The organism is Brevibacterium sp. 50QC2O2, assembly GCF_024580675.1.
Taxonomy (GTDB): Bacteria; Actinomycetota; Actinomycetes; order Actinomycetales; family Brevibacteriaceae; genus Brevibacterium; species Brevibacterium moorei.
Genome location: NZ_JANIJZ010000028.1, coordinates 1 through 23,632, shown reverse-complemented (window position 1 = coordinate 23,632; position 23,632 = coordinate 1). Strand labels below are relative to the sequence as shown.

Sequence of the window (23,632 nt, the reverse complement as noted above, 5' to 3'; positions counted from 1 at the left end):
TTTGCGGTGGTGAGAGCGTTGGGGAAACGCCCGGTCCCTTTCCGAACCCGGAAGCTAAGCCCGATTGCGCTGATGGTACTGCATGCGGGAGTGTGTGGGAGAGTAGGTCACCGCCGCAATTAATTTATATATGAGGGAGCCTGTGTGCTTGAGCCGCCCTGGTGGGGTGGGGCTCGCACACGGGCTCTCTTCTTTTTGTGGGTGGTGAGGACCACCCCGTGGACGCATCTTCCCAGATCAGCGCCCGGTTCTATAGTCTTGGGCCATGTCTACCGAGAACGTAACCCAGCCCACTGTCACACTTGACGCCGACACCGTCGAAACGATCTCCCACCTCGTCGATGAACTCTCCGGCGATCTGCTGAGCACCAGCCACGTCCTGCACGCCAACCCGGAACTTTCCTTCGAAGAGCACGCGGCGATGAATCTCCTGGCCACGCGGGCCGAAGAGCAGGGCTTCACGGTGGAACGGGGAGCCTACGGGATCCCCACCTCGTTCGAGGCGATCAAAGGCACGGGCCGGTTCCGCGTCGTCATCTGTTGCGAATACGACGCGCTGCCCGGTGTGGGACACGCCTGTGGCCACAATACGATGGCTGCCATGGCCCTGGGCGCCGCCCTGGTGCTGGGGGAACTGGCCGATCTGCACGATCTGACCGTGGTCCTGCTGGGCACCATCGCAGAAGAACACGGAGGCGGCAAGGCCCTGCTGATGGAACAGGGAGCGTTCGAAGAGGCGACGATCTCGCTCATGGCCCATGCCGCCTCGGGAGACATCGACAAGTCCTGTGGACTGTATTCGACCCAGGCGGTCGATAGGTTCAAGGTGACATACACCGGGCGGGGAGCCCATGCCGCCGCCGCTCCTTTCAAGGCGATCAACGCCGCCGACGCTGCGACTCTGGCCCAGGTGGCCATCGGTCTGCTGCGCCAACAACTGGAGGACGGTATCCGCCTGTCCGCCTTCGTCGAACAGGGCGGCGAGGCGACCAACATCGTGCCGGCACTGACCGTGCTGCAGGCCGAAGTGCGTGCTCCCGATAGCCCCCAGCTGGACGAGGTCAAGGGCAAGATGCTCAAGTGTTTCGAAGGTGCGGCGATCGCCACCAGTTGTGGTTGGAAGGCCGAACGGACCGAACCCCGCTACGACGAGCTCAAACAGGATCCGCGGATCGCTCCTGTGTGGGACGAGGCCCTGCGGGCCCTGGGCCGCAAGGTGGACGTGGTGCCCCGTGGACAGGGCGGTGGATCGACCGATATGGGCAATGTGTCGCTGGTGGTGCCCAGCATCCACCCGTCGATCGCCTTCCTCGGTCAGGAGGGCGTGCCGCACACCGCGGAATTCGCAGCCGACGCCGCAACTGAGGCGGCCGATCAGGCTGTGATCGACGGTGCGAAGGCACTGGCCCTGTCCGTGCTGGGCCTCGACGACGCAGCGCGCGAATCTCTCCTGGCCGACCAGGCCGCACGCCCCGCCGGTTTCACCAAGGTCCCGGTCAGCCCCGAGGTCTGATCCAACACCCAACCGGTGGTACTCGCTAGTCGTATGCCCCTTGGGTTGTGTGCCCGCGCCTTGCCAGTGGCTCTCGCTGGTTGTGTGCCCCTTGGGCCGTGCGCCCGCGCCTTACCGGTGGCTCCACTCGGGTGTCCGTGGCTCGATAACTCATGAGTTATCGAGCCACGCGCGCATGTGTGGAGCCACTCCGGTGGGGTGGGGGAGGGTTAGCCGGCGGGGGTCTCTACGAGGTGGTGGGTCCAGGTGGCGCCGGCCCGCGTGTATTCGATGCGGGTATGGTTGCGGTCCTCACGGGCCTGCATGAACTCGAATTCCGCCGGGACCAGCCGATAGACCTGCCAATCCGGATTGGGCCGGCCCGTATAACTGGGACGGCCCCGCCAATCGGCCTGCGAGACCTCGTCCGGGGCGAGCAGTACCGTGCCGGTGATGCGCACCTGCCTGCCCGACTCGCGCCAGAAGAAGACGAGCGAGGCCCGCGGCTCGGCCGCCAGCTCCAGCCCCTTGCGCGACGATGCGTGGGTGGAGAACTCGTAGCCCACCGCTGCGGTCCCTGCCGCGGTCTCGATCCCGAGTGATCCCTCGGCCGCGGTGTCCGTGTCCACGATGTCCTTGAGTATCAGGGTCCGGCCCACCGGGGTCCCATCGGCTCGCGCTGTGATGAGGGTGAAGGCATTGGACTGCCTGGCGCCGGATTCGATCGCCGCTTCCAACCACTGGAGGAACAGCCCCGCCGGATCCTCGGGCACCGTAGCCGGGTCCAGGATCGGCAGATCCGGTGGGAACGCCGGGATGGCGCGCAGTCGCGTCCGCAGATTGGATGTGCTCTGCTCTGACATGGTCGATCAACTCTTTCCGTGTGATTTTGCGTGTGAATCGGTGTGTTCTTTTAAGCGCCGGGGCCTGGCCAGGGCTGCGGCCAGGGTTGAGACGATGATGATGGCCGCGGCGATCGTGAAGGCCACACGATACCCCTGCACTCCGCCGGCCACCGCATGGGCCACCAGCAGCGGGCCCAGAATCTGGCCGACGCTGTAGACGGTCACCAGGACCGCTGCGCTGTTGCGGATCCGCAGTTCCACACCGTAGGCCAGGGTGAGCTGGACGATTGCGACGAAGGTGCCGCCGAACAGTACGGCGCCCACCAGGTCGCCCACCACGCCGGGGAAGCAGGCCGGCACGACCGCCGCGAAGATCTGCAGGCCCAGGAAGGCCAGCAACAGCGTGTGGACGTGGAACCTCGCGCGCAGGGCGGTCAGGCAGGGGATCGAGACGATCGCGGCCAGGCCCGCGACCATCCACACCAGATTGCCCACGGGTACGGCCTGCAGCCAGTCGGGCAGCCCACTGCCGGCCGCGCCAGCACCACCTGCAGGACCAGCACCACCGTGCGTGCCCGAGGCCGCGCCTCCGGAAGCGGCGCCGGCACCCAGGCTCGCGCTCAGGGCTGCGACGATGAAGGTGCCGATGATGATGTAGCCGATGCCCTCGCCCAGGTAGGACACGGTCAGCGCGCCCTTGGACAGCAGATGACCGCGGGGGCTCGGCAATATATCGGAAGGGTCTGTCTGCTGTACCGTGGTGCCCCCGTTCGCCGGCCCCGAGGCCCCCGTCAGTTTGCGCGGCGTGCGGCTGCCGTGCCAGGCCAGGGCTGCGACCAGACCTGTCACCACCGTGGCCGCGATCCACTGGCCGGCCCAGCCGAGGTCCGCGAACATGCAGATCGCGGTCAGCAGGCCGGAGAGCAGGATGCCCGCGCCGATCCCCACGAATGCCAGGCCCAGCCGGGGGCTGCCGCCGACGCTGCGGGAACAGTGGATGAACACGATGCCACTGCAGAACCCGGCCAACAGCCGGATGATCCACCAGACCGTCAGCGTCGCGAACCCGGCGGCCGCGGGTCCGGCCGGTGTGGCCTCGGCGACCGCTGTACTCGCTGCGCCGGCTGTCCCACCGGCAGAACTCCCGAACAGCAGCGAGCCGGCCGCGGGCACCAGAGCCATGGCCGCCTCGGAGGCCACCAGGAGGATCAGGCACAGGCGATAAAGATGCCGATTGTCCCCCGATCGGGGGACGAGCATCGTCAGGCCGGCGCCCAGCATATAGCCCAGGTAGTTGGCCGTGGCGATCTGCGCTCCGGCCTGCTCGCTCAGACCGGCCTGCGTCGTCATCAGCGGCAGCAGGGGAGTGTAGACGAAACGGGCCAGGCCCAGAGCCGCGGCGAATCCGGCGGCGATCCAGACGATCTGCCGGGTCAGCTCACCGCGGGAGGGGGCAGCGGCCTCGGTCGAGGGAACCGGGGGAGTGGGATGAGTCATATTCCCACATTATGGGTCTGGGCACAGTGAGGGAAATAGCCACACGGCCCGATTGATAACCTGAGGTTATGGATGTGTCCTTGCGCCAATTACGGGCGTTCCTGGCTGTTGCCTGGACCCGGAGCTATACGGGCGCCGCGGCGGAATTGGGTGTGTCCCAGCCCGCGGTGACGCGCCTGGTGGCGAGCCTCGAGGGTGAACTGGGGGTACGCCTGGTGGAACGATCGACCCGCAGGGTGGAACTGACGATGGTGGGCAGGGACTTCCTGGAACGTGTGCGTCCCGCCGTGCTCGGCATCGACCGGGCGGTCGCGGTCGTGGAGCGCTCCCAGCGCGAACTGGCGCTGGGCTGCAGTTTCCTCTGGCCCGATCCCTTCACCGGCACTCTGGTCGATCGCGCCGAGGCCGAGCTCGGCGTCCGTGTGACCCTGCACCGGACCGATGATCCTGTGGCGGCCCTGCAGGAGGGTCGAGTCGATGCCATCGTCGCCCGGCGGCCGTCCTCCGACCCCGGGATCGGCAGTGTCCGGATCGGTACGGAACGGCGCCTGGCGGCGGTGAGCACGGCCTCGGCATTGAGCCGGTGCAGTGCTCTGACCTGGCACGATGTCTTCACGCACCGTGTCGTCGTCAACACGGCAGGGGGCTCCTTCATTCCGGCTGACTGGCCTTCCGAAGAGGCGAAATCCACCGACATCGTGACGTGTACGAACTTCGACGAATGGTTGGAATTGGTGGCCCTGGACCGGGGGATCGGCGTCATCCCCGAACTGATCGAACGCCGCGTCGCCCACAGCCGCGTGGTCTTCCTACCATTGGAAGGAGCGCCGCCAGTGCCCTTGGAACTGCAGTATCCACTTGCCAGGGCGGGCACGGAGGCGATCACGCCGGTTGGTCCCACAGGCACCGGCGATGCGCTGCCCGGCCTCATCGGCCTAGCACGTGAACTGGCTGAGGAGCCGAGACCATGAGCATCGACCACATGAGCATCAACGCAGCCACCACCACCGGCGCCCTGCCCGCCCCCGGCCGGCCACCCGAGAACGAGGACGCCTGGGGCTCGACCGGCCGCCTGGCCTGGGTGGTGGCCGGAACTCCCCGCCCGGCCGGGGTGCAGGGCCAGACCGGCGGGGAGTACGCCCGCGCCCTGTCCTACGCCCTGGAACAGGCCGCCGACCCACAGCTGTCACTGCGTGCGATCGTCAACCGCGCGATCTCGGCGGCCCCGCACCTGCCCGCCTCGGCCGATGATCCCGGTGCCGAGGCCTCGCTGGCCCTGGTGCGCCTGGGCGCCGAGGCCACGGAATGGTTGGCACTGGGCGACTGTTCCGTGCTGCTGCCCCCGCCGGGGCCCGGCGAAGAGGCGATCGTCAAGACCGATGAACGGGTGCGGCACATGGCCGGAGGGTCGCAACGGAGGTTCTTCGCGGCACGGCAGAAGGCGGCGGGCAAACTTGGGACCGGTGGGCGCGAAGTCGCTGAGACCGCCGACGGTATCAGCGGCGGGCCAAGCGAAGCGTCCGGAGGGAAGGGCCTGGCCGCATGGCGCGCTGCCCGCCTGCACCGCCGGCTGGCCCATGCGCGCGCCAAGATGCGCAACCTGCCGGAGGGGTACTGGGCGGCCGCGGGCTATCCCAACGCCTCGCTCGAGGCGGAATTCGGCCGTTACGCGGTGGCCGGACCCGTCTGCCTGGCCAGCGCTGGGGCCCTGGCACAGCCGGATGACTGGTTCTCCTGGACCGCTCCCGGCGCTGATCTGGACACCGCCGTGGCCGAGGCCGCCGCGGACACCGGCGACACCGCCACCATCGTGGTGGTCGCGCCGTAGCATTTTCTAGCCCCAGTCCCATAGCGCGGCTGTATACGGCCATGCCATAGGACTGGGGGTACAAAACGCGCGGCAGGTCTACCGTGTAACGCGCTCCAGGGTGACGATGACCGATTCGTAGGGCTTGCCCGTGTCGTGTTCCATGCCCAGCTCGCAGGTTCGGTTGCCCGAAACCCAGGCATCCGCGTCCACGGCGGCGACCTCGGCCTGTTCCTCCTCGGTCGCGGTCTCCGTGAGCTCCGGGTGCAGCATCCCGCGATCCCCGGCGGTCGCGCAGCAGGTGGCGACGATCGGCTCCACCACGTTCTGTGCGGCCTCGCCGGCCAGGGCCAGCAGATCGCCTGCGATGTCCATATTGTGCATCGAGCACGTCGGGTGGACCACCACGGTGCCCAGCTTCTCATGCTCGCCCAGCTCGGGTACGACCTCGCGGTTCACCCAGGTCATCGCATCGAGGATCGTCAACTCATCGTGCAGCTGCTTGTGGTGGGCGTCCAGATGGGGGACCACCTCGTGCAGCACGCCCAGGGTGCAGGACGCGGCGTCGACGATCACCGGCAGCCGCCCGCCGTCCGACCAGCGGTGCAGGTCCTCGACCACGCGCGCGGCCATCAACCGGTTGCCCGCGTCCAGGCCCTTGGACTGCCAGATGGTGGCGCAGCAGTCGTCGCCCAGGTCCTCGGGGATCCACACCTTCTTCCCGGCGCGCTCGGCCAGGGCGATGAGCGCCTCGGTCACGTTCAGGGGTGCGCCCGGTTCCTTGGGCGCCCCGAAGATCCGGTTGATGCAGGCGGGGAACAGCACGACGTCGGCCTGTTCCCTGGTGACATCGGTGTGCGGGGCCCGAGGTCCCGTGCCGGGGATCGCGGTCAGCCAGTTGGGCACCAGGTCGTCGCCGGCAACGGCCCGGCCGGCCTTCGTCACGGCGCCCAGCAGCTTGTCGCCGGCGGCGCCGGTGGTCCGGGTCAACAGGTTCGCGGCGCCGACGGCCAGACGTGCGCCGGTGGAGGTGGCGCCCCAGCCGGCGGCGATGGCCTCGCCCACCTTCTGCGCGGTGGGCGACCAGGAATCGCGCCTGACCTCCTTCATCACGTGTCCGGTGTCGATGTCCACGGGGCAGGCGATCGCGCAGGAGGAGTCGCCGGCGCAGGTGTTGACCGCGTGGTACTCGTAGCTGTCGACCAGCGCCTGTTCGACCGGGCCGTCCCAGCCCTGGCGCGCCATTTCGCGCTGCAGCACGATGCGCTGGCGCGGGGTGACGGTGATATTTCGCGAGGGGCACACGGGCTCGCAGAACCCGCATTCGATGCAGCGGTCGAATTCGCTGTCCAATACGGGCATGGTCTTGAGATTCTCGAAGGCGACCTCGGGGTCGTCGTTGAGGAACACGCCGGGGCCCAGCAGACCGGCGGGGTCCAGCAGTGCCTTGGTGCGCTTCATGAAGCCGATGGCGGCCGTGCCCCATTCGCGTTCGATATAGGGTGCCATGTTCCGGCCGGTGCCGTGTTCGCCCTTGAGCGACCCGTCGTAGCGGTCCACGATCACGTCGACCAGGTCCTCCATGAAGGCCCGGTAGGTGGTGACCTGGTCCTCCCGGGTGGCGTCCAGATACAGGTAGAAGTGCAGGTTGCCGGCGGAGGCGTGGCCGTTGACCGCGCCCAGGAAGCCGTGTTTGACCAGCAGCTGCTGCAGATCGGTGCAGGCCTCGGCCAGCTGCGCTGGCGGCACCACCACGTCCTCGGTGATGAGCGAGGTCCCGTGTGGGCGGGCGGCACCGATGATCGCCAGCAGCCCCGAGCGCACGCTCCAGTAGCCGGCGGCGACCTTGGCATCGCGGGTGAAGTCCCCGGTCACGCCGGTCGCGGCGTCCCCGGTGGCGTTTAAGCCCACCACGGCCCTGGCGCGGTCCTCGAAGGCGGCCAGCTCGGCCTCGTCGTCGGCGCGGATTTCGGTGAGCACCACGGCGTCCTGCGCGTCCTCGGCCAGCTCGGCGATCCACGCGGGCGCGCCCTTGGCACTGGCCGCGGCGCGCAGGCTGGCGGCGTCCATCAGCTCGACGGCCTCGGCGCCGGCCTCGTTGAGCCCCGCCACGGTCGCGGCTGCGGCCTGCAGGGTGGGGAAGCGGAAGAAGGCGGTGGTGCGGGACCGGCCGAAGGGCACGGTGCGGAAGACGGTGTCGGCGATGAACGACAGGGTGCCCTCGGACCCCACCGAGAGCCCACGCAGGATCTGGGCAGGGGAATCGGAGTCGAGGAAGGCATCCAGGTGGTAGCCGGAGGTGTTCTTGATGCTGAACTTGCTGCGGATCCGTGTCACCAGGTCCTGATCGGCCAGCAGGTCCTCGCGGATCGCCAGGAGGCCCGCGACCAATTCCGGTTCGGCCTCGCGCAGACGCTCATCGGCGTCGGCGGCTCCGGTGTCGACCACGGTTCCCGAGGCCAGCACCAGGGTGGCCGACTCCAATGTGTAGTACGAGTTCTTCTGCACGCCGCAGGTCATGCCGCTGGCGTTGTTGGCCACGACCCCGCCGATCGCCGCGGCGCCGGAGGATGCTGGATCGGGTCCCAGCTTGCGGCCGTGGCGGAACAACATCGCATTGGCCCGCGCCGTGATGGTGCCCGGACGCATTTGGATCCGCGCTCCGTCGTCTAAGACGTGGGCGCCGGTCCAATGGCGGCGCACGTCGACGAGCACATCGTCGGACTGGGACTGGCCGTTGAGGCTGGTGCCCCCGGCGCGGAAGGTCACCCCGTGCCCGGTCTCCCTGGCCCAGCGCAGCAGTTTGACGACGTCGTCGACGCCGCGGGCCAGGACCACGACCTTGGGCATCAGCCGGTAGGGGCTGGCGTCGGAGGAGTAGCGCACCAGATCGTGCGGGGCGTCCAGGACGGTGCGCTCGGCCTCGTCTCCGGTCACCTGCAGCAGGGTGCGCAGCGAGGCGACCAGGTTTGAGCCCCTGGCGTCGAGCACGGCGGTGCTCGCGCGGTTCGGCATGGGTTCCTGGACCGGCCGGGCCAGTCCGCGTTTGATATCCGATCCGAGTGCTCCGCGCATGAAATCCTCCAGAGGTTCCCGCCGCCGGGCGGGTGCGGTTGATGGTGGACAGTCGCTTTGAGCGTATAGAGGCTGCCGGTCGCGTTCAACGAAACCGATGCAACGGCCGAGGCCACAGTCGCCCGGTCACTCCCCTGTGTCGGCGGGCGGCGGGCTGGAGGGTGTTCGTCGCCCGGAATCTAGGGGATGTGAGCGATCACGTGGGCGCGTTTCGATGATCCGACCGGCGTTGCACGTCGGTGCGTATGCGACGTCTAAGCGGTGGATAAGGGGAATACGCACGGTGTGCTTGCGAAAAAGGCGGGTCCGCAGGGGTCGGTGGCACTACAGTCGGTGGAGCATGGGGCTAAATCAATTCTGAACATATGCACAGAAAAAGAGATAGGGTGAGATCGTGACAGGACGGGAATCGGGTGTGAGACGGGCACAGGACCCGCGGCCGGCCAAGACGCGGGCCGCGATCATCGATGCCGCGAACCGTCTGGCCTGGACTCAGGAGGCGGAACTGAGCGTTGCGATGATCGCGAAGGAAGCGGGCATCAGCCGCACCAGTTTCTACGCCCAGTTCAAGGATCTGGACGATATAGCGGTGCAGCTGATCCGGGAGCGGTTCGTGGAGATCTCCCAGATCGACGACGAGCTGCGCTCGGCACAGGCGGGCGGTCCTGCGACCCTGGCCACGACCTCGGTCCTGTTGGACGAGTTCCTGGCCAGGCGGCATCTGTTCTCCGTCGTGCTGGGGGCCGTCGGCAGTGCGCGGGTCAGCGGTGAGGCCTATCGCACGATTCAGGGAATCCTGGCCGCCGGAGCCCGGCAGACGATGCTGCGGGTGGCGCCGGCTGGGATCGATCCGGACAGTGCGGCGACCTTCATCGCCGCCGGCATCCTGGCCGTGATCGTCGATTGGCTCGCAGCCGACGAGGCAGAGGCGAGCATCGGCACCCGCGAGGAACTGCAGGACCAGATCATCGCCCTGCTCCCCACCTGGGTCACCAACACCCAACCCCCGTCCACTACGCCCTGAAACGTCGATATATCGGGGTTTTTGGCTGATTCCGACATTTCGGGGCGTAGTGGAACAGCTAAGAGAAGGAGAAACACCATGAAGGCATGGCAGTTCATCGATACGGACAAGCCCCTGGAACTCACGGACGTCCCGGCGCCCATTGCGGGACCCGGACAGGTCGTGCTGCAGATGAAGGCTGCGGGCCTGTGCCATTCCGATGTCGGCCTGATGACCGATCCGGGCTGGATCCTGCTGCTGGGCAAGCAGCCCATCACCATCGGACATGAGAACGCCGGAGAGGTCATTGCCGTGGGCGAGGGCGTCACCGGGTTCCACCCCGGCGACCGCGTGGGCGTGTGCCCCACAGTGGGCGGCCCTGGCAATGCTCCCGGCTATGACTTCGACGGCGGCTTCGGCGAGCAGATGGTCGTGCCCGCAGAAACCCTGGTCCCGATTCCCGACGGCGTGAGCTATGCCCAGGGTGCGGCCGCCACGGACGCAGGTATGACCGCGCACGCCGCAATGGTCACCAACGGCGGGGTGAAGGCCGGGATGAACGTCGGCGTCATCGGCTTCGGCGGGCTGGGCCAGATCGGCGCCCGCGTGGCCGTGTTGACCGGGGCGAACGTCTACGTCGCCGAGGTCAACGAGAACGTCTGGGACCTGGTCAGGGCCTCCGGCGTCAAGGACGTGCGCAAGGGGATCAAGGACTTCGACGATGTGAAGTTCGACCTGATCGTCGACTATGCGGGCTTCGGCACCACGACCTCGGACGCGGTGGACATCATCAAGCGCGACGGCACCGTGGTGCTGGTGGGCATGGGCAAATTGGAGTCGAACATCGACACCCGCTCGCTCATCCTCAACCAGTGCACCCTCAAGGGATCCAATGGCGGATCGAAGGATGACATCGCCGGGATCTACGCGTTCATGGCCTCCGGCGACCTGGAGCCCAAGCTCACGGAGATCACCTTCGATGAGATCCCCGAGGGCCTGGAGCGCCTGCACAACGGCAAGGTCGAGGGCCGCTTGGTCGCGATCTACTGAGTCACGCGACTCGGAGAGAGTCCACTACTTAGCGAAATGTCGATATATCGGCGGTTTCGGCTGAATTTCGACGTTTCGTCAAGTAGTGGAACTCGGGCGGCAGGCCTCGGCATGCCCTAGCCGGCGAGGTTGCGGACCGATGTGGGGACCTCGGCGGTGCACCAGTCACTGGTGACGGGGGCGCCGAACCCGCGGGTCATGGGCACCAGCCCCGACCACGCTGAGGTCCCGGCATCGGCCGGATCGTCCGGCACCCCGGGTGCCGTCATCGGACGGGCCTTGTAGATCCACTCACCGTCGGCGATCGGCAGGCGCAGCACGCTGGTCTTGGCCAGTTCCTTCTTCGTCGAGGCCCGGATCTCCTCGGTGCGCCCCGGCAGCAGGCCGTCGGTGAACCGTTCCAGCATGGAATCGCGTTGCTGGTCCGAGGCCGGTTCCAACACGCCGCTGATAACCGCCGAGCGGTAGGCGGCGGAGGAGTCGAAGGACGATACCGCGACCACCAGTGCGTCCATCGCGGTGACGCAGAAACTGGCGCGGGCGTTGCGGCCACGCACTCCCAGCGTGTGGGCGCCCGATGATCCGTGCACCAGCAGCCAATCGCCGTCGCGCACATAGAGGGTCGGCACGGTGATGGGGCAGCCGCCGCGGACCACTGCCAGCACGCCCCACCATTCGGTGTCGAGCAGGCGATCCAGGTCGGCGCGGTCGGTCGATTGGCGTTCGCGGTAGCGCGTAAGGGGCTCCATGGTTCCAGTCATGCTCCCAGCCAAGCGTGATTGTGGTCCTGGTTGAATAGCCGGAATCATCGAGTTCGGAAGTCCGGTATTCTTCCTCCCCGGTATCGTTGAGGCCATGCCACGTCATGCTCGTACCCTGGAATTCCCGCTGCGGCCGGCGGAGCGCAGTGCTGCGGCGGTGGCGCGGGAACTGCTGCGCGCGATTCGCGATGGCCTGCTGAGCGCGGGGGACTGGCTGCCGTCGACCCGAGCGCTCGCAGTCGAGCTGGGGTGTTCGCGGACCCTGATCGTCGCGGCATACGACAGGTTGCTCGCCGCCGGTTATCTGGAGGGAGTGCCGGGCTCCGGCACTCGGGTGTGCACCGGTGCGACCGAGGCGGCCCGGGCAGGTCTGGCACCCCAGGTCGGTGCGGGGGAGCGGGCGGCTGCACAGACCTCGGGTCGCCTCGATCAGCGGTACGGGAACCCGCGTCCTGGCAGGGGTCTCGGCGGGGGAGCCTGGCCGGGAGAAGCCGCATGTTTCACGGGAAACGGTGAGGCGGGCCGTGCTGGACCGGGCCATGGTGACGTGGTGGGGACGAGTGTCGATCTAACCCCTGGCCACCCCGATGCCGGTCTGCTGCGCACCTCGGAATGGCGCTCCGCCTGGCGGCGCGCGGCCGATGCGATGAGCTCGCTGGAGCCGTGGAACACCCGCGATCTCCCCTTGGCCGGACAACTGGCAGAACATCTGCGTACCGGTCGCGGCATCACGGATGCGCGACCACTGCTCTTTCCCGGGACCGGGCCCGCCGTCGGAGTCCTGCGCCATGTGGTGGCGGACCTGCCCGTGGTGATGGAAAGCCCGTGCTATGGCGCCATGTACACGGAGCTGAGGAAGGGCGCGGGCAGCGCCGACTTCGTGCCCGTGGACTCTGACGGCGCTGTGGTCGAGTATCTGCCGAAGCGGGCCAGTCTGTTCTATACGACTCCCGCCCACCAGTATCCGCTGGGCCATCGGATGTCCGTGCAACGGCGGCGTGAACTGGTCGAATGGGCGCGGTCCACGAACTCCCTCATCGTCGAGGACGACTACGACGGGGAATTCCGCTATGGGGTCGCACCTCTGCCTGCCCTGCGCTCGATCCCCGGCGCCAGGGACCATGTCGCCTATCTGGGGACCGCGTCGAAGATGTTGTCGCCGGATCTGCGAGTGGCCTGGCTGGATGTGCCACCGGCCCTGCGGGAACAGGTGCGCTCTGCGGCTGTGCATGAGCGGCTTGCCGTGCCGGGGATCGTGGACCGTGCCCTGGCCGACTTCATCGGCACCGGTGGGTTGCGCCGTCACCTGGTCCGCGCGGGCCGGGTCTACCGGGAGCGGCGCGGTGTACTGCTCGATGCACTGGGCGAGGTCGTGGACGGTTCCCGCATCCTGGAGGGCTTCCGCATCGTGGGTGTCGATGCTGGTCTGCACGTGACCGTGGAATTGCCCGGCCGCGACGACGGGGAATTGGTCCGTCGGCTGGACCGGCGGGGGTTTCGCGTGGCGGCGCTGTCGGACTATCCTGCCGCGGAGTCGGTCGGTGCTGCCGTCTCCGGCCCTCACACCGGCCTCGTCATCGGCTATGCGCGTGCCGACCACGGGCAACTGCGCGCCTTCGCCCGCACTCTGGGACAGGAGCTGAGGTCGGAAGCCTAAGCGCAGATGCTTTTGACGATCAAGCGCTAAAGGTATCCTCCCAAACGTTCGATCAGTTATTCTGGCGGGGATGGTGGTACGGGTTCGTCCGCGCCGCACGGGCATCCACACGGATGACCACAGATGACATGTACACAGACGTACAGGGGGGATGCCCATGGGCAATCTGACATATGACTTCTCCGGCCGCAGCGTGATCGTCACGGGTGCGGCGCGCGGAATCGGCCTGGAGCTGGGACGCTTCTTCGCCGCCGCCGGCGCCACGACCTATGTAGTCGACCTGGACGGCGAGGAACTCACCGTCCGCGCAGCCGAGATCGGCGCCCGCCCGCTGGTCGCCAATGTCGCCGACACCACCGACGTCGAGGCCGCGGTCAACACAGTGGTCACCGACACCGGGCGGATCGACGTGATCGTTAACAACGCCGGGATCCTGCGTGACAAGGTCCTGTGGAAGCTCACCGACGACGACTTCGACGCCGTCTTGGCGACCCACGCCGGCGGCACCTTCCGCTTCACCCGCGCCGCCACCCCGCACTTCCGCAAACAGGGCTTCGGACGCATCGTCAACGTCACCTCGTACACGGGTCTGCACGGCAACATCGGCCAGGCCAACTACGCCACCGCCAAGGCCGGCATCATCGGCTTCACGCGGACCGCGGCGAAGGAACTGGCGCGCTTCGGCGTGACCGTCAACGCGATCTCCCCGAACGCGGAGACGCGCATGGTCGCCTCGATCCCGGAGGACAAGAAGGCGGAACTGGCCGCCCAGGCCCCGCTGGGCCGGTTCGGCCAGCCCAGGGAGATGTGCGATGCCGTGGGCTTCCTGGCCAGCGAGGAGGCCGGCTACATCACGGGAGTCGTGCTCCCCGTCGACGGAGGGCTGTCGATCTGATGAACACCCCCAAGTCCACCGATAAGTACCTGTCCGCCCGTGACATCGACTTCATGCTCTACGACTGGCTCGACGTCGAATCCCTGACCAGTCGCCCACGCTTCGAGAACCACTCGAAGGAGACCTTCGATGCCGTCCTCGAGGTCAGCGAGGACATCGCGAAGGAGTACTTCGCCCCGCACGCGCGCAAGGCGGACACGAACGAGCCGACCTTCGACGGCGAGCACGTCCACATGATCCCCGAGGTCGCCCCCGCGCTGGCCCAGTTCGCGGAGGCCGGACTGACGGCCAGCACTCTGGACGAGGAGCTGGGCGGGATCCAGCTGCCCAATGTCGTGGCGCGCGCCTGCTTCAGCTGGTTCCAGTCGGCGAACATCGGCACCTCCAGCTACCCGATGCTGACCATGGGCAATGCCGCACTGCTGCTGGCCTACGGCACCCAGGACCAGATCGACCGGTTCGTCATGCCCGAGCTCGAGGGCCGCTTCTTCGGCACCATGTGCCTGTCCGAACCCGAGGTCGGTTCCAGTCTGGGCGATGTGTCCACGCACGCCGTGCCGCAGGCCGATGGCACCTTCCGCGTGCACGGACAGAAGATGTGGATCTCGGCCGGTGAGCACGAACTCAGCGAGAACATCGTGCACCTGGTGCTGGCCCGCGCCGATGGCGACCCGGCCGGCGCCAACGGCCTGAGCTTGTTCATCGTGCCGAAGTTCCTGGTCAACGCCGATGGCAGCCTGGGTGAGCGCAACGATGTGGCACTGTCGGGGCTGAACCACAAGATGGGCTACCGCGGCACCACGAACACGCTGCTGAACTTCGGCGAGGGCGAGCACACGCCCGGCGGTGCGGCCGGAGCCGTTGGCTACCTGGTGGGGGAGCGGACCAAGGGTCTGCAGTACATGTTCCACATGATGAACGGCGCCCGGATCGGGGTGGGCGCCGGCGCGGTCGCCCTGGGCTACCACGGCTATCTGGACGCCCTGGCCTATGCGCGCGACCGCCTGCAGGGCCGGCCGGTGGAGAACAAGGACCCGAACGCGGCACCCGTGCCGATCGTCAAGCACGCCGATGTGCGCCGGATGCTGCTGGCCTCGAAGACCTATGTCGAGGGCGGGCTGGGCTTGATCATGTACGCCGCGACCCTGCTGGACGACCAGCAGACCGCGCCCACGGAGGCCGAGCGCGCCAGGGCGGCCTTGCTGCTCGACGTGCTCACCCCGATCGTCAAGACCTGGCCCAGCCAGTGGTGCCTGGAGGCGAACTTCCAGGCCATCCAGGTCCTCGGCGGGGCCGGCTACACGCGCGACCACGACGTCGAACAGCTCTACCGCGATAACCGCCTCAACCCGATCCACGAGGGCACCCACGGTATCCAGGCCAATGACCTGCTGGGCCGCAAGGTGATCATGAAGGGCGGCTCCGGCCTGGCGCTGTACCTGGAGACGGTGCGCGCCACGATCGCCAAGGTGACCGAGGCGCCCGCGGGAACGCCGGCGGCCGGCTGGGCCGAGCAGGCCGCCTCGCTCGAGGCGAACCTGGGCCGGATCGAGGAGGTCACCGCAGCGCTGTGGAAGGACGGCGATCCGCGTGCCGCCCTGGCCAATGCCTGGGTCTACCTGGAGGCCTTCGGGCACACGACGCTGGCGTGGCTGTGGCTCGAACAGGCCCTGGCCGCCGAGGCCGCAGCCGGCTCTCGTGGGGACGACGACTTCCTGCGCGGCAAGCGGGCGGCGGCGCGGTACTTCTTCAGCCATGAGCTGCCGCGCACGGGTCCGCAGTTCGACCTGCTGGCCGCAGTCGACACGACCCTGCCCGACCTGGACGACGACTGGCTGTAAGCGCCCGCGCCCTGCCGGTGGCTCTCGCGAGGTGGGTGTCCATTAAGTAATTGCCTGCGCCCTGCCGGTGGCTCCACAAAGGGTACTGTGGCTCGATAACTCACGAGTTATCGAGCCACAGTTGCATGAGTGGAGCCACTCCCGTTTCACGTGAAACGGGAGTGGCTTCTTGGTGTTCGGGTGGGTCAGCCGAAGAGGCCCTCGGATCGCAGTGTGGCGAACTCGGATGCGTCCAGGCCCAGGCGGGTGGACAGTTCCTCATTGTGCGCTCCGAGCTCGGGCGCATCGGCGGGGACGACGTAGTCCCAGGCGGTACTCGGCGAGGCGCTTTCGCCGGTCTGTGCGCCCGTCGTGTTTCCTTCGGACGCGCTCGGAGCGCTGCCGCTCGCCGCCCCCGTCTCGCCGCCGCCCACCGCAGCGGTCGTGGTGCTTCCCGCCGGCCGGAACCTCGGTGCGGGGGAGGGGTGGCGCACTCCGTGGGAGTCCGTGTAGAACACTCCGCGGGCCCGGTTGTGCGGCAGTTCCTGGGCCGCTGGGAAGTCGAGGATTTCGAAGACACAGGCGTCGACACCGGCGAACAGTTCGGTGAGCTCGGCGGCGGTGCGGGTGCCGATGGCCTCGGCGAACAACGGCCGCAGCTCATCCCAGTACTGTGGGTCCATGTGGTTGAATCCCCCCACCGGCCCCGGCAAGCGGTCCGCGATTCCGGTGCGCTCGACGAAGGCGGCGAAGAACTGCGGTTCGATACATCCGACGGAGAACCAGGCCCCGTCCTTGGACCGGTAGCGATCGTAGGCGGGGGCTCCGCCGTCGAGCATATTGCGTCCGGCACCCGCCCCCCACTGGCCCATGGCCGCGAAGCCGTGCATCATCGCCCACAGGGCGTTCGAGCCCTCGACCATCGCCGCGTCCACCACGGCACCCTGTCCTGTGGCGCGTGCCCGGGTCAGGGCAGCCAGCACGCCGAAGGCCAGGAACATCCCGCCCCCGCCGAAGTCCCCCGCCAGGTTCACGGGGAACACGGGACCGGTGGCCGGCGCCCCGGTGACGGGATCGGCGGCGCGTCCCAGCTGCGCCAGGACGCCCGAGCTGGCGATGTAGTTCATATCGTGGCCAGCCGCCTGAGACAGGGGTCCGTCCTGTCCGAAACCGGTCATCCGCCCGTAGACCAGGGCCGGATTGACGGCCTGGAAGTCCGCCGGGCCCAGGCCCAGGCGCTCGGCCACCCCGGGCCGGAATCCCTCGATCACGATGTCGGTCTCCTGCCCCAGGTGCATCAGCAATTGTGCTGCGCGGGGGTGTTTGAGGTCGATCGTCAGTGATTTCTTCCCACGGTCGAGGACCGGGTTGGCCCGGTTGCCCTTGGCACCAGGGCGCGGGGCGCGTTCCAGGCGGATCACCTCGGCTCCCATATCGGCCAGCATCATCGTGGCGAAGGGGCCGGGTCCGATCCCGCCCAGGTCGAGCACTCGCACGCCGGCAAGCGGCAGTCGGGCGTCGGAGGCCGCGTGCGTGGAAGCCTGTTCGGAGCCCTGTGCCGCGCCGGCGGTGGTTGGTGCAATATCGGTCATCGATAACCTCGTTCCTCTTCATTGGGGACTTTGAAGCGACTATATCGCCGAGGTCGTTCCGGTTTGCGGCGCGTCTCACCGACGGGCGGTGCCCTGGAGGGCCGCGTAATAGGGCGAGACGGACCGGGTGGATCCTGCCGGTGGGTGGACCCTGTCGGAAGGCTCCGTCCGGATGAGTAGTGAGCCGGTCAGATATCCTCGCCGCCGCGCACGCCGGCGACGATGAGGTTGGCCAGGGCCCGATAGGCCGCGGCGTCGTCCAGTCCTGTGGCCTGCTCGACTTCCTTGCGGTGGATCGAGTTCATCACCAGTCCGGCGACTGCGCCGATGAATTCGGAGTCCACCTGGTTGCGCTCGCCCATCGCCTCGCGGACCAGGTCTTTAACGTGGTCGGCGGCGATCCGGGTGTTCTGCTGGTAGATCCGGCCGGCGGGCTCGTAGGCGTCGAGGTCGCGGAAGAACTGCACGGAGGCCGGAGACAGGGCCTCGGCGATCAGTCGCAGGTACTGGCCGATCTGCTCGATCGGGTCGGCGTCCTTGTCCAGCCTTTCCTCGATCCAGCTGGTGGCCCGCTTGAAGAAACCGCGGATCACGGTCAGGATCACCTGTTCCTTGCTTGAGCCGACCAGGTAGATGGTCCGTTTGGAACAGTGGGCATGGCGGGCCATATCGTCCACGCTCAGCTCCAGGAAGCCATTGTCCATGAACAGGTCGACCAGACTGCCCAGCACGGCCTCGCGGCGTCTGCTCTGCTTGGCGCGTAGCCCCTTGGTCCCCGGGATGTGGATGGACGGCAGCTGTGGGATCGACGGCATTCCCTTAGTGTACCGGCGTGCATCGGCCGGGCTGGGAAAGGCGAGGCAACGGTAATCACTGGTACTGATAACGGTGCTACAGTACCGGATAGGGTTTCCTGAACCTCGGTGCGACCCCTTCCCGGCCCCATTGTCGAGGCCAGAGTGGGCGAGTCGGAACAGGGGCAGGGAAAGCGGGTCGGAACCGAGTACCCGCAACGTCGATATCGCACAGTAAGGACACCGCCATGCAGGTCAACCGCCTCCTCCCCAGCGAAGAAGCCGCGGAGTTCGTGAACCTGGTCGACCGGTTCGCGCAGGCGGAACTGGCACCCCAATCCGCACAGGCGGACGCCCAGGGGATCTTCCCCCGCGAGGAGTTCCGCAGACTGGGCCACTTGGGGTTGCTGGGCCTGCCGTACCCGGAGGAATTCGGAGGCGGCGGTCAGCCCTATGAGACCTACCTGCAGGCCCTGGAAGCAGTCGGCACAGCCTGGGCCAGTGTGGCGGTGGGCGTGAGCGTCCATATTCTGTCCTGCTATCCGCTGGCCGTCTACGGCAGCACCGAACAGCGCGAACGTCTACTGCCCGACATGCTCGGCGGCGAACTGCTGGGCGCCTACGCCCTCTCCGAAGTCCACGCCGGCTCCGACCCGGCAGCCATGCGCACCACCGCCACCCGGGACGGCGACGGCTACCGCATCAAGGGCACCAAGGCCTGGATCACCCACGGCGGCGAAGCCGACTTCTATACGGTCATGGCCCGCACCGGCGAGGGCTCCAAGGGAATCTCCTGCTTCCACGTGCCGGCGGACTCACCGGGGATCACCGCCGACCCCGGCGAGCAGAAGATGGGCCTGACCGGCTCGCGGACCTCCCTGGTTCACTTCGACGACACTCCGGTGTCAGCCTCCAACCTGATCGGACACGAGGGCCAGGGCCTGTCGATCGCCCTGTCCGGCCTGGACTCCGGCCGACTGGGGATCGCGGCGGTGGCCACGGGCGTGAGCCAGGCGGCACTGAACCTGGCCGTGGCCTACTCCAAGGAGCGCGAGGCCTTCGGCGTGCCGATCATCGAACACCAGGGTCTGGCCTTCCTGCTGGCCGATATGGCGACCGCGGTGTCGGTCTCGCGCTCGTCCTATATCGCCGCGGCCCGGCGCCGCGATGCGGGACTGCCGTTCGGTATGGACGCCGCGATCGCCAAGGTCACGGCCACCGACAACGCCATGAAAGTCACCACAGATGCGGTGCAGGTTCTGGGTGGGGCCGGGTACACGAAGGACTACCCGGCCGAACGGTACATGCGCGATGCCAAGATCATGCAGATCTTCGAGGGCACCAACCAGATCCAGCGCGTGGTCATCTCCCGTGGCCTGGAAACCGCCGCGTGATGAGCTCCTGCGTGATCGTCCGGGTGGGACGGGCCCGCTCCCATATACTCACCCGCGCAGCTTGCGGCGTTGGATCTTGCCCGTGGCGGTCTTCGGCAGCTCCTCGATGATGTGCACCCGCTTGGGTGTCTTGTAAGCGGCCAGACGTTCGCGCACATGCGCTCGCAGCCCGTCCTCCAGGTCCTCTCCGCCCGCCGAGCCGTGCTGTAGGGACACGAAGGCCTCCACCCGTTCACCCGAGTACTCATCGGGCAGACCCACCACCGCGGCCTCGAACACGGCGGGATGCTCATAGAGGGCGTCCTCGACCTCGCGCGGCCACACCTTATAACCGGACACGTTGATCTGGTCCTTCGACCGGTCCACCAGGTAGATCCAACCGGCGGCATCCATAATCGCCACATCGCCCGTACGCAGCCACGGCCCGTCAAAAGTCTGAGCGGTGGCCTCCGGCTTGTTGAGATAGCCGGGAGTGATCTGCGGGCCGCGCAACTCCAGTTCGCCCGGTTCGCCCAGTAGGGTGCCCGGCGCCAGGCCGGAAGGGGCCGCCTCGGGGTCGGCCGCGCCGGCGGAGCCGGATCCGACAGCGCCCGCGGGCTCGTCCGGCGCGAGCAGTGGCACCACGCGCGCGTCCAGGCCGGGCAGCGGCACGCCCACGGCCAGGGTGCCGCTGCCCGGATCGACCGGAGCCCTGCAGCCCAGGGGCACGCCCACCACCGCCGACGAGGTCTCCGTCATTCCGTAGATGTTGTGGATGTAGTGGCCGAAGGTGTCCTCGAAGCGCTTGACAGTGGCCGGCGGCACCGGCGCCCCGCCGGAGTACACGGTTTTGACCGTTGCCAGGTCCTCTGCCGTGGCCCCCGGCAGGTCCAATAGCCCGTTGTACACGGTGATCGAACCCAGGAGATGGTTGATCCGGTACTCCCTGATCGCGCGCAATAACTGCGCAGGGGTGAAGCGGTTGATGCACACCAGTCGGGTGTCGCCGGTCAGTGCGGTGACCCCCGTGGCCACCGCGCCGGTGATGTGGAACAGGGGAGCGACGGCCAGGATCCGGTCGCCGGGCGCGATGTCGTACCAGGCACGGTTGCCCCAGGCCACGGCCAGCAGCGCCCGGTGGGTCGACAGGGCGCCCTTGGCCGGTCCCGTGGTGCCGGAAGTATAGGTCAGCAGGGCGGGATCGTCCCCCGTGAGCCCGGCGACGGATGTGGGCCGCTGCCCGTCACGAGCAGCGATGATGGTCGCCAGGTCGCCGTCCCCGCGGGGTGCGGTGGTGTCCGAGGCCGTGGACTTGGCGAATGCTCCATCCGGCGCCCCGGACTGCCAGTCCCGGTCATTGGCCGTGAGCACCGAGGTCCCCGCCTGCTGGGCGGACCACTCCTCCAGCGGTCCCGTCGAGCCCTCCAGACCGATCACCACGCGGGGTCGGGCATCATCGAGGATCGTTTCGAGTTCGCGGTGGATGTACATGGGATTGAGCACCAGCGGGACCGCGCCGATCTTCCAGGCCGCCAATTCCGCGATCGCGAAGTGCGGGATGTTCTGCAGCTGGATGCCCACCCGATCGCCGGCTTGCACGCCCTCTGCCTGGAATTCAGCGGCCAGGGCATCCGCCATCCGGTCGACCAGGGCGGCGCTGAGCTCGGTGTAGAAGTACTGCAGGGCCACTTCGTCCGGGGCGCGGTGCACCCGCTGGGCCCAGGCCTCGGCCAGGGTGGAAAATGGCACGTCCAATTCCGGCGAGACGTGCGCGGGGTACAGTGCGGTCCATCCGCGGTCGGGTGTCGTCGTGCTCATCGTCGAGCCACCTTTCTTCCGGCGTCATCGCCTATAACCGGGGTCCGAACCGTGTCCGGGGCCTCGTCGTCCTGGAGTATGCGGTCAGGCTAGCAGGGACCTCTGACACCGCGGATCCATATGCGTCACACTGCGCCGTGCGCCCCGGATGTGCATCACACCACAAATTCGGCTGCGAATGCGGTTCAATGGAGGGTATGAATGGAACGGAAGCACTCAACGAAGCGCGCGACCGGCTGATCTCGCTGCGCACCGACTACTCAGCCGCCCTCGAGTCCTTCGAATGGCCGGATGTGGGAGACACATTCAACTTCGCCCACGACTGGTTCGACTCCTACGCCCGCGGCAACGACGACCCGGGCCTGGTGATCGTCGAGGAGGACGGCACCCGCAACGCCCTGACCTTCGGGGAACTGGCCGACAGATCCGATCAGGTCGCAGCGCAACTGCGCGAATACGGGGTGGGCCCCGGCGATGCGGTCGTGCTCATGCTGGGCAACCAGCTGGAGCTGTGGGAGTCGATGCTGGGCATCATCAAACTGGGTGCGGTCCTCATGCCCACCACCCAGGCCGCGACCACCGCCGAACTGATCGACCGGCTGGACCGCGGGCACGCCCGCGCAGTCATCTGCAATACCGCCGACGCGGCCAAATTCGCCGAGGTCCCCGGCGACTATCTGCGCATCGTCGTGGGAGATTCCCCGGAACCCGGGCCCGAGGCCCCCACCGGTGCGCCCGCCCCCGCCTGGCTGCCCTATGCTGCCGCCTACCAGCGGGCCCCGGAACCCCAGCCCCATCCGGGCAATAAGACGGACGACCGGGTGCTGCTGTACTTCACCTCGGGCACGACCAGTCGGCCCAAACTGGTCGAGCACACGCACTACTCCTACCCCGTCGGCCACCTGGCCACCATGTACTGGCTGGGGCTCAAGCCCGGCGATGTGCACCTGAACGTGTCGAGCCCCGGCTGGGCCAAGCACGCGTGGTCGAACTTCTTCGCGCCCTTCCTGGCCCAGGCCACCGTATTCCTCTACAACTACACGCGTTTCGACGCCGCGGCACTACTGGGAGTGCTCGAGGCCGAACATGTCACCAGCTTCTGCGCCCCGCCCACCGTGTGGCGGATGCTCATCAACGCGGATTTGGGGGCCAAGCCCGGCTCCCTGCGTGAGGCGATCGGCGCGGGCGAACCGCTGAACCCGGAGGTCATCAAACAGGTCGAGGACAACTGGGGTCTGACGATCCGCGACGGCTACGGGCAGACGGAGCTGACGGCATCCGTGGCCAATCCGCCCGGGCAACCGGTTAAGGCCGGTTCGATGGGCCGGCCGCTGCCGGGTGTGCCCGTGGTGCTGATCGACCCGTATACGAACGAGGTCGTCGAGGGCGTTGGCGAAGGCGAGATCGCAATCGACCTGTCGCTTCCGCACCCCACCCTGATGACGGGGTACCAGGGGAATCCGGAGAAGAACGCCGAGGCCATGGCCGGCGGTTTCTACCACACGGGCGATGTGGCCGGCCGGGATGACGAGGGCTATATCAACTATATCGGGCGGACCGACGATGTCTTCAAGTCCTCGGACTACAAGGTGTCGCCCTTCGAATTGGAATCCGTGCTCATCGAACACCCCGCCGTGGTCGAGGCCGCGGTGGTGCCGGCGCCGGACCCTGTGCGCCTGGCGGTGCCGAAGGCCTATCTCATGCTCAAGGACGGGGTGGAGCCGAACGCAGAGACCGCACGCGACATCCTGGCCTTCGCCAGGAATGCCCTGGCGCCGTGGCTGCGGGTGCGCCGGATCGAGTTCGCGGATCTGCCCAAGACGATCTCCGGCAAGATCCGCCGGGTGGAGCTGCGGGTCCGCGAGACCGAGGTGGCGGGGCAGCGGCCCGCAGGGGAGTTCCGTGACGAGGACTTCCCGGAGATCAAGGGCTAGCCGCACTTCCCTCTCCTCTCTTATGCCTCGTGTGGCCGGCTCTAACCGGCCACACGAAGCGAAGAGGACGGAGTGGGTGGGTTTCCGACATGTGTGGTGCGTGTCATGTCTGTTCGGTTTGCGGGCCCCACCAAGCGTGTGTATAGTTAACTGTGTTGCCAGGCGGAAAACACTGAAGTAACCGCCAGTCCTTCCCGGACTGTTGAGGGTTAGGTTTTA

At 67.6% G+C, this 23,632-nt stretch carries 17 protein-coding genes and 1 rRNA gene; 11 read left to right on the top strand and 7 right to left on the bottom strand.

The window, feature by feature from the left end:
* Positions 1–2: 2 nt before the first annotated feature.
* Positions 3–119, top strand: a 5S ribosomal RNA gene (gene rrf, locus NQ038_RS14525).
* A 146-nt stretch (positions 120–265) separates the two neighbouring features.
* Positions 266–1,513 carry an amidohydrolase gene (locus NQ038_RS14520; protein WP_257049868.1) on the top strand — a complete coding sequence of 416 codons (1,248 nt, stop codon included), beginning with the start codon at positions 266–268 and terminating at the stop codon, positions 1,511–1,513.
* Positions 1,514–1,722: 209 nt separating this feature from the next.
* Here the strand turns inward: NQ038_RS14520 and NQ038_RS14515 are convergent, their stop codons facing one another.
* Together NQ038_RS14515 and NQ038_RS14510 are read right to left on the bottom strand one after the other, a co-directional pair.
* Positions 1,723–2,355 carry a pyridoxal 5'-phosphate synthase gene (locus tag NQ038_RS14515; protein ID WP_257049869.1) on the bottom strand — a complete coding sequence of 211 codons (633 nt, stop codon included), beginning with the start codon at positions 2,353–2,355 and terminating at the stop codon, positions 1,723–1,725.
* Positions 2,356–2,361: 6 nt separating this feature from the next.
* On the bottom strand, positions 2,362–3,834 hold the full coding sequence (locus NQ038_RS14510; protein ID WP_257062908.1) for a YbfB/YjiJ family MFS transporter: 1,473 nt from the start codon (positions 3,832–3,834) through the stop codon (positions 2,362–2,364).
* A 68-nt stretch (positions 3,835–3,902) separates the two neighbouring features.
* Here NQ038_RS14510 and NQ038_RS14505 point away from each other — a divergent pair, with 68 nt between their 5' ends.
* Together NQ038_RS14505 and NQ038_RS14500 are read left to right on the top strand one after the other, a co-directional pair.
* Positions 3,903–4,805 (top strand): LysR family transcriptional regulator, encoded by a 903-nt coding sequence (locus NQ038_RS14505; protein WP_257049871.1) that lies wholly within the window; start codon positions 3,903–3,905, stop codon positions 4,803–4,805.
* Positions 4,802–5,662 (top strand): hypothetical protein, encoded by an 861-nt coding sequence (locus tag NQ038_RS14500; protein WP_257049872.1) that lies wholly within the window; start codon positions 4,802–4,804, stop codon positions 5,660–5,662. Before NQ038_RS14505 ends, NQ038_RS14500 begins: the two co-directional genes overlap by 4 nt.
* Before the next feature lie 78 nt (positions 5,663–5,740).
* On the opposite strand, the gene NQ038_RS14495 is transcribed toward NQ038_RS14500, so the two are convergent.
* Positions 5,741–8,716 (bottom strand): FAD-binding and (Fe-S)-binding domain-containing protein, encoded by a 2,976-nt coding sequence (locus NQ038_RS14495; RefSeq protein WP_257059819.1) that lies wholly within the window; start codon positions 8,714–8,716, stop codon positions 5,741–5,743.
* Between the two features lie 394 nt (positions 8,717–9,110).
* Here NQ038_RS14495 and NQ038_RS14490 point away from each other — a divergent pair, with 394 nt between their 5' ends.
* Both NQ038_RS14490 and NQ038_RS14485 read left to right on the top strand, forming a co-directional pair.
* Entirely contained in the window at positions 9,111–9,740 is a 630-nt protein-coding gene (locus NQ038_RS14490) for a TetR/AcrR family transcriptional regulator (protein WP_257049874.1), read from the top strand.
* A 78-nt stretch (positions 9,741–9,818) separates the two neighbouring features.
* Positions 9,819–10,769, top strand: coding sequence for a zinc-binding dehydrogenase (locus NQ038_RS14485; RefSeq protein ID WP_257049875.1), 951 nt, complete (start codon positions 9,819–9,821; stop codon positions 10,767–10,769).
* A 116-nt stretch (positions 10,770–10,885) separates the two neighbouring features.
* On the opposite strand, the gene NQ038_RS14480 is transcribed toward NQ038_RS14485, so the two are convergent.
* Positions 10,886–11,530 carry a pyridoxamine 5'-phosphate oxidase family protein gene (locus tag NQ038_RS14480; protein WP_257049876.1) on the bottom strand — a complete coding sequence of 215 codons (645 nt, stop codon included), beginning with the start codon at positions 11,528–11,530 and terminating at the stop codon, positions 10,886–10,888.
* Between the two features lie 94 nt (positions 11,531–11,624).
* Here NQ038_RS14480 and NQ038_RS14475 point away from each other — a divergent pair, with 94 nt between their 5' ends.
* The 3 genes from NQ038_RS14475 (at position 11,625) to NQ038_RS14465 (ending at position 15,923) form a co-directional block, all read left to right on the top strand.
* Entirely contained in the window at positions 11,625–13,187 is a 1,563-nt protein-coding gene (locus NQ038_RS14475; protein WP_257049877.1) for a PLP-dependent aminotransferase family protein, read from the top strand.
* Between the two features lie 157 nt (positions 13,188–13,344).
* Positions 13,345–14,082: an SDR family oxidoreductase gene (locus tag NQ038_RS14470; protein ID WP_257049878.1), complete on the top strand. Its 738-nt coding sequence runs from the start codon at positions 13,345–13,347 to the stop codon at positions 14,080–14,082.
* Entirely contained in the window at positions 14,082–15,923 is a 1,842-nt protein-coding gene (locus tag NQ038_RS14465; protein ID WP_257062906.1) for an acyl-CoA dehydrogenase, read from the top strand. Before NQ038_RS14470 ends, NQ038_RS14465 begins: the two co-directional genes overlap by 1 nt.
* Before the next feature lie 185 nt (positions 15,924–16,108).
* Here the strand turns inward: NQ038_RS14465 and NQ038_RS14460 are convergent, their stop codons facing one another.
* Together NQ038_RS14460 and NQ038_RS14455 are read right to left on the bottom strand one after the other, a co-directional pair.
* Positions 16,109–17,494 (bottom strand): CaiB/BaiF CoA-transferase family protein, encoded by a 1,386-nt coding sequence (locus NQ038_RS14460; protein WP_257049880.1) that lies wholly within the window; start codon positions 17,492–17,494, stop codon positions 16,109–16,111.
* Positions 17,495–17,682: 188 nt separating this feature from the next.
* Positions 17,683–18,309, bottom strand: a complete 627-nt coding sequence (locus NQ038_RS14455; protein ID WP_257049881.1) for a TetR/AcrR family transcriptional regulator — start codon at positions 18,307–18,309, stop codon at positions 17,683–17,685.
* Positions 18,310–18,536: 227 nt separating this feature from the next.
* On the opposite strand from NQ038_RS14455, the gene NQ038_RS14450 reads away from it, so the two are divergent.
* Positions 18,537–19,682 (top strand): acyl-CoA dehydrogenase family protein, encoded by a 1,146-nt coding sequence (locus tag NQ038_RS14450; RefSeq protein WP_257049882.1) that lies wholly within the window; start codon positions 18,537–18,539, stop codon positions 19,680–19,682.
* Positions 19,683–19,730: 48 nt separating this feature from the next.
* Here NQ038_RS14450 and NQ038_RS14445 read toward each other — a convergent pair whose 3' ends face one another.
* On the bottom strand, positions 19,731–21,479 hold the full coding sequence (locus NQ038_RS14445; RefSeq protein WP_257059823.1) for a class I adenylate-forming enzyme family protein: 1,749 nt from the start codon (positions 21,477–21,479) through the stop codon (positions 19,731–19,733).
* A 197-nt stretch (positions 21,480–21,676) separates the two neighbouring features.
* Here NQ038_RS14445 and NQ038_RS14440 point away from each other — a divergent pair, with 197 nt between their 5' ends.
* Positions 21,677–23,413, top strand: coding sequence for an AMP-binding protein (locus NQ038_RS14440; protein WP_257059825.1), 1,737 nt, complete (start codon positions 21,677–21,679; stop codon positions 23,411–23,413).
* Positions 23,414–23,632: the final 219 nt, after the last annotated feature.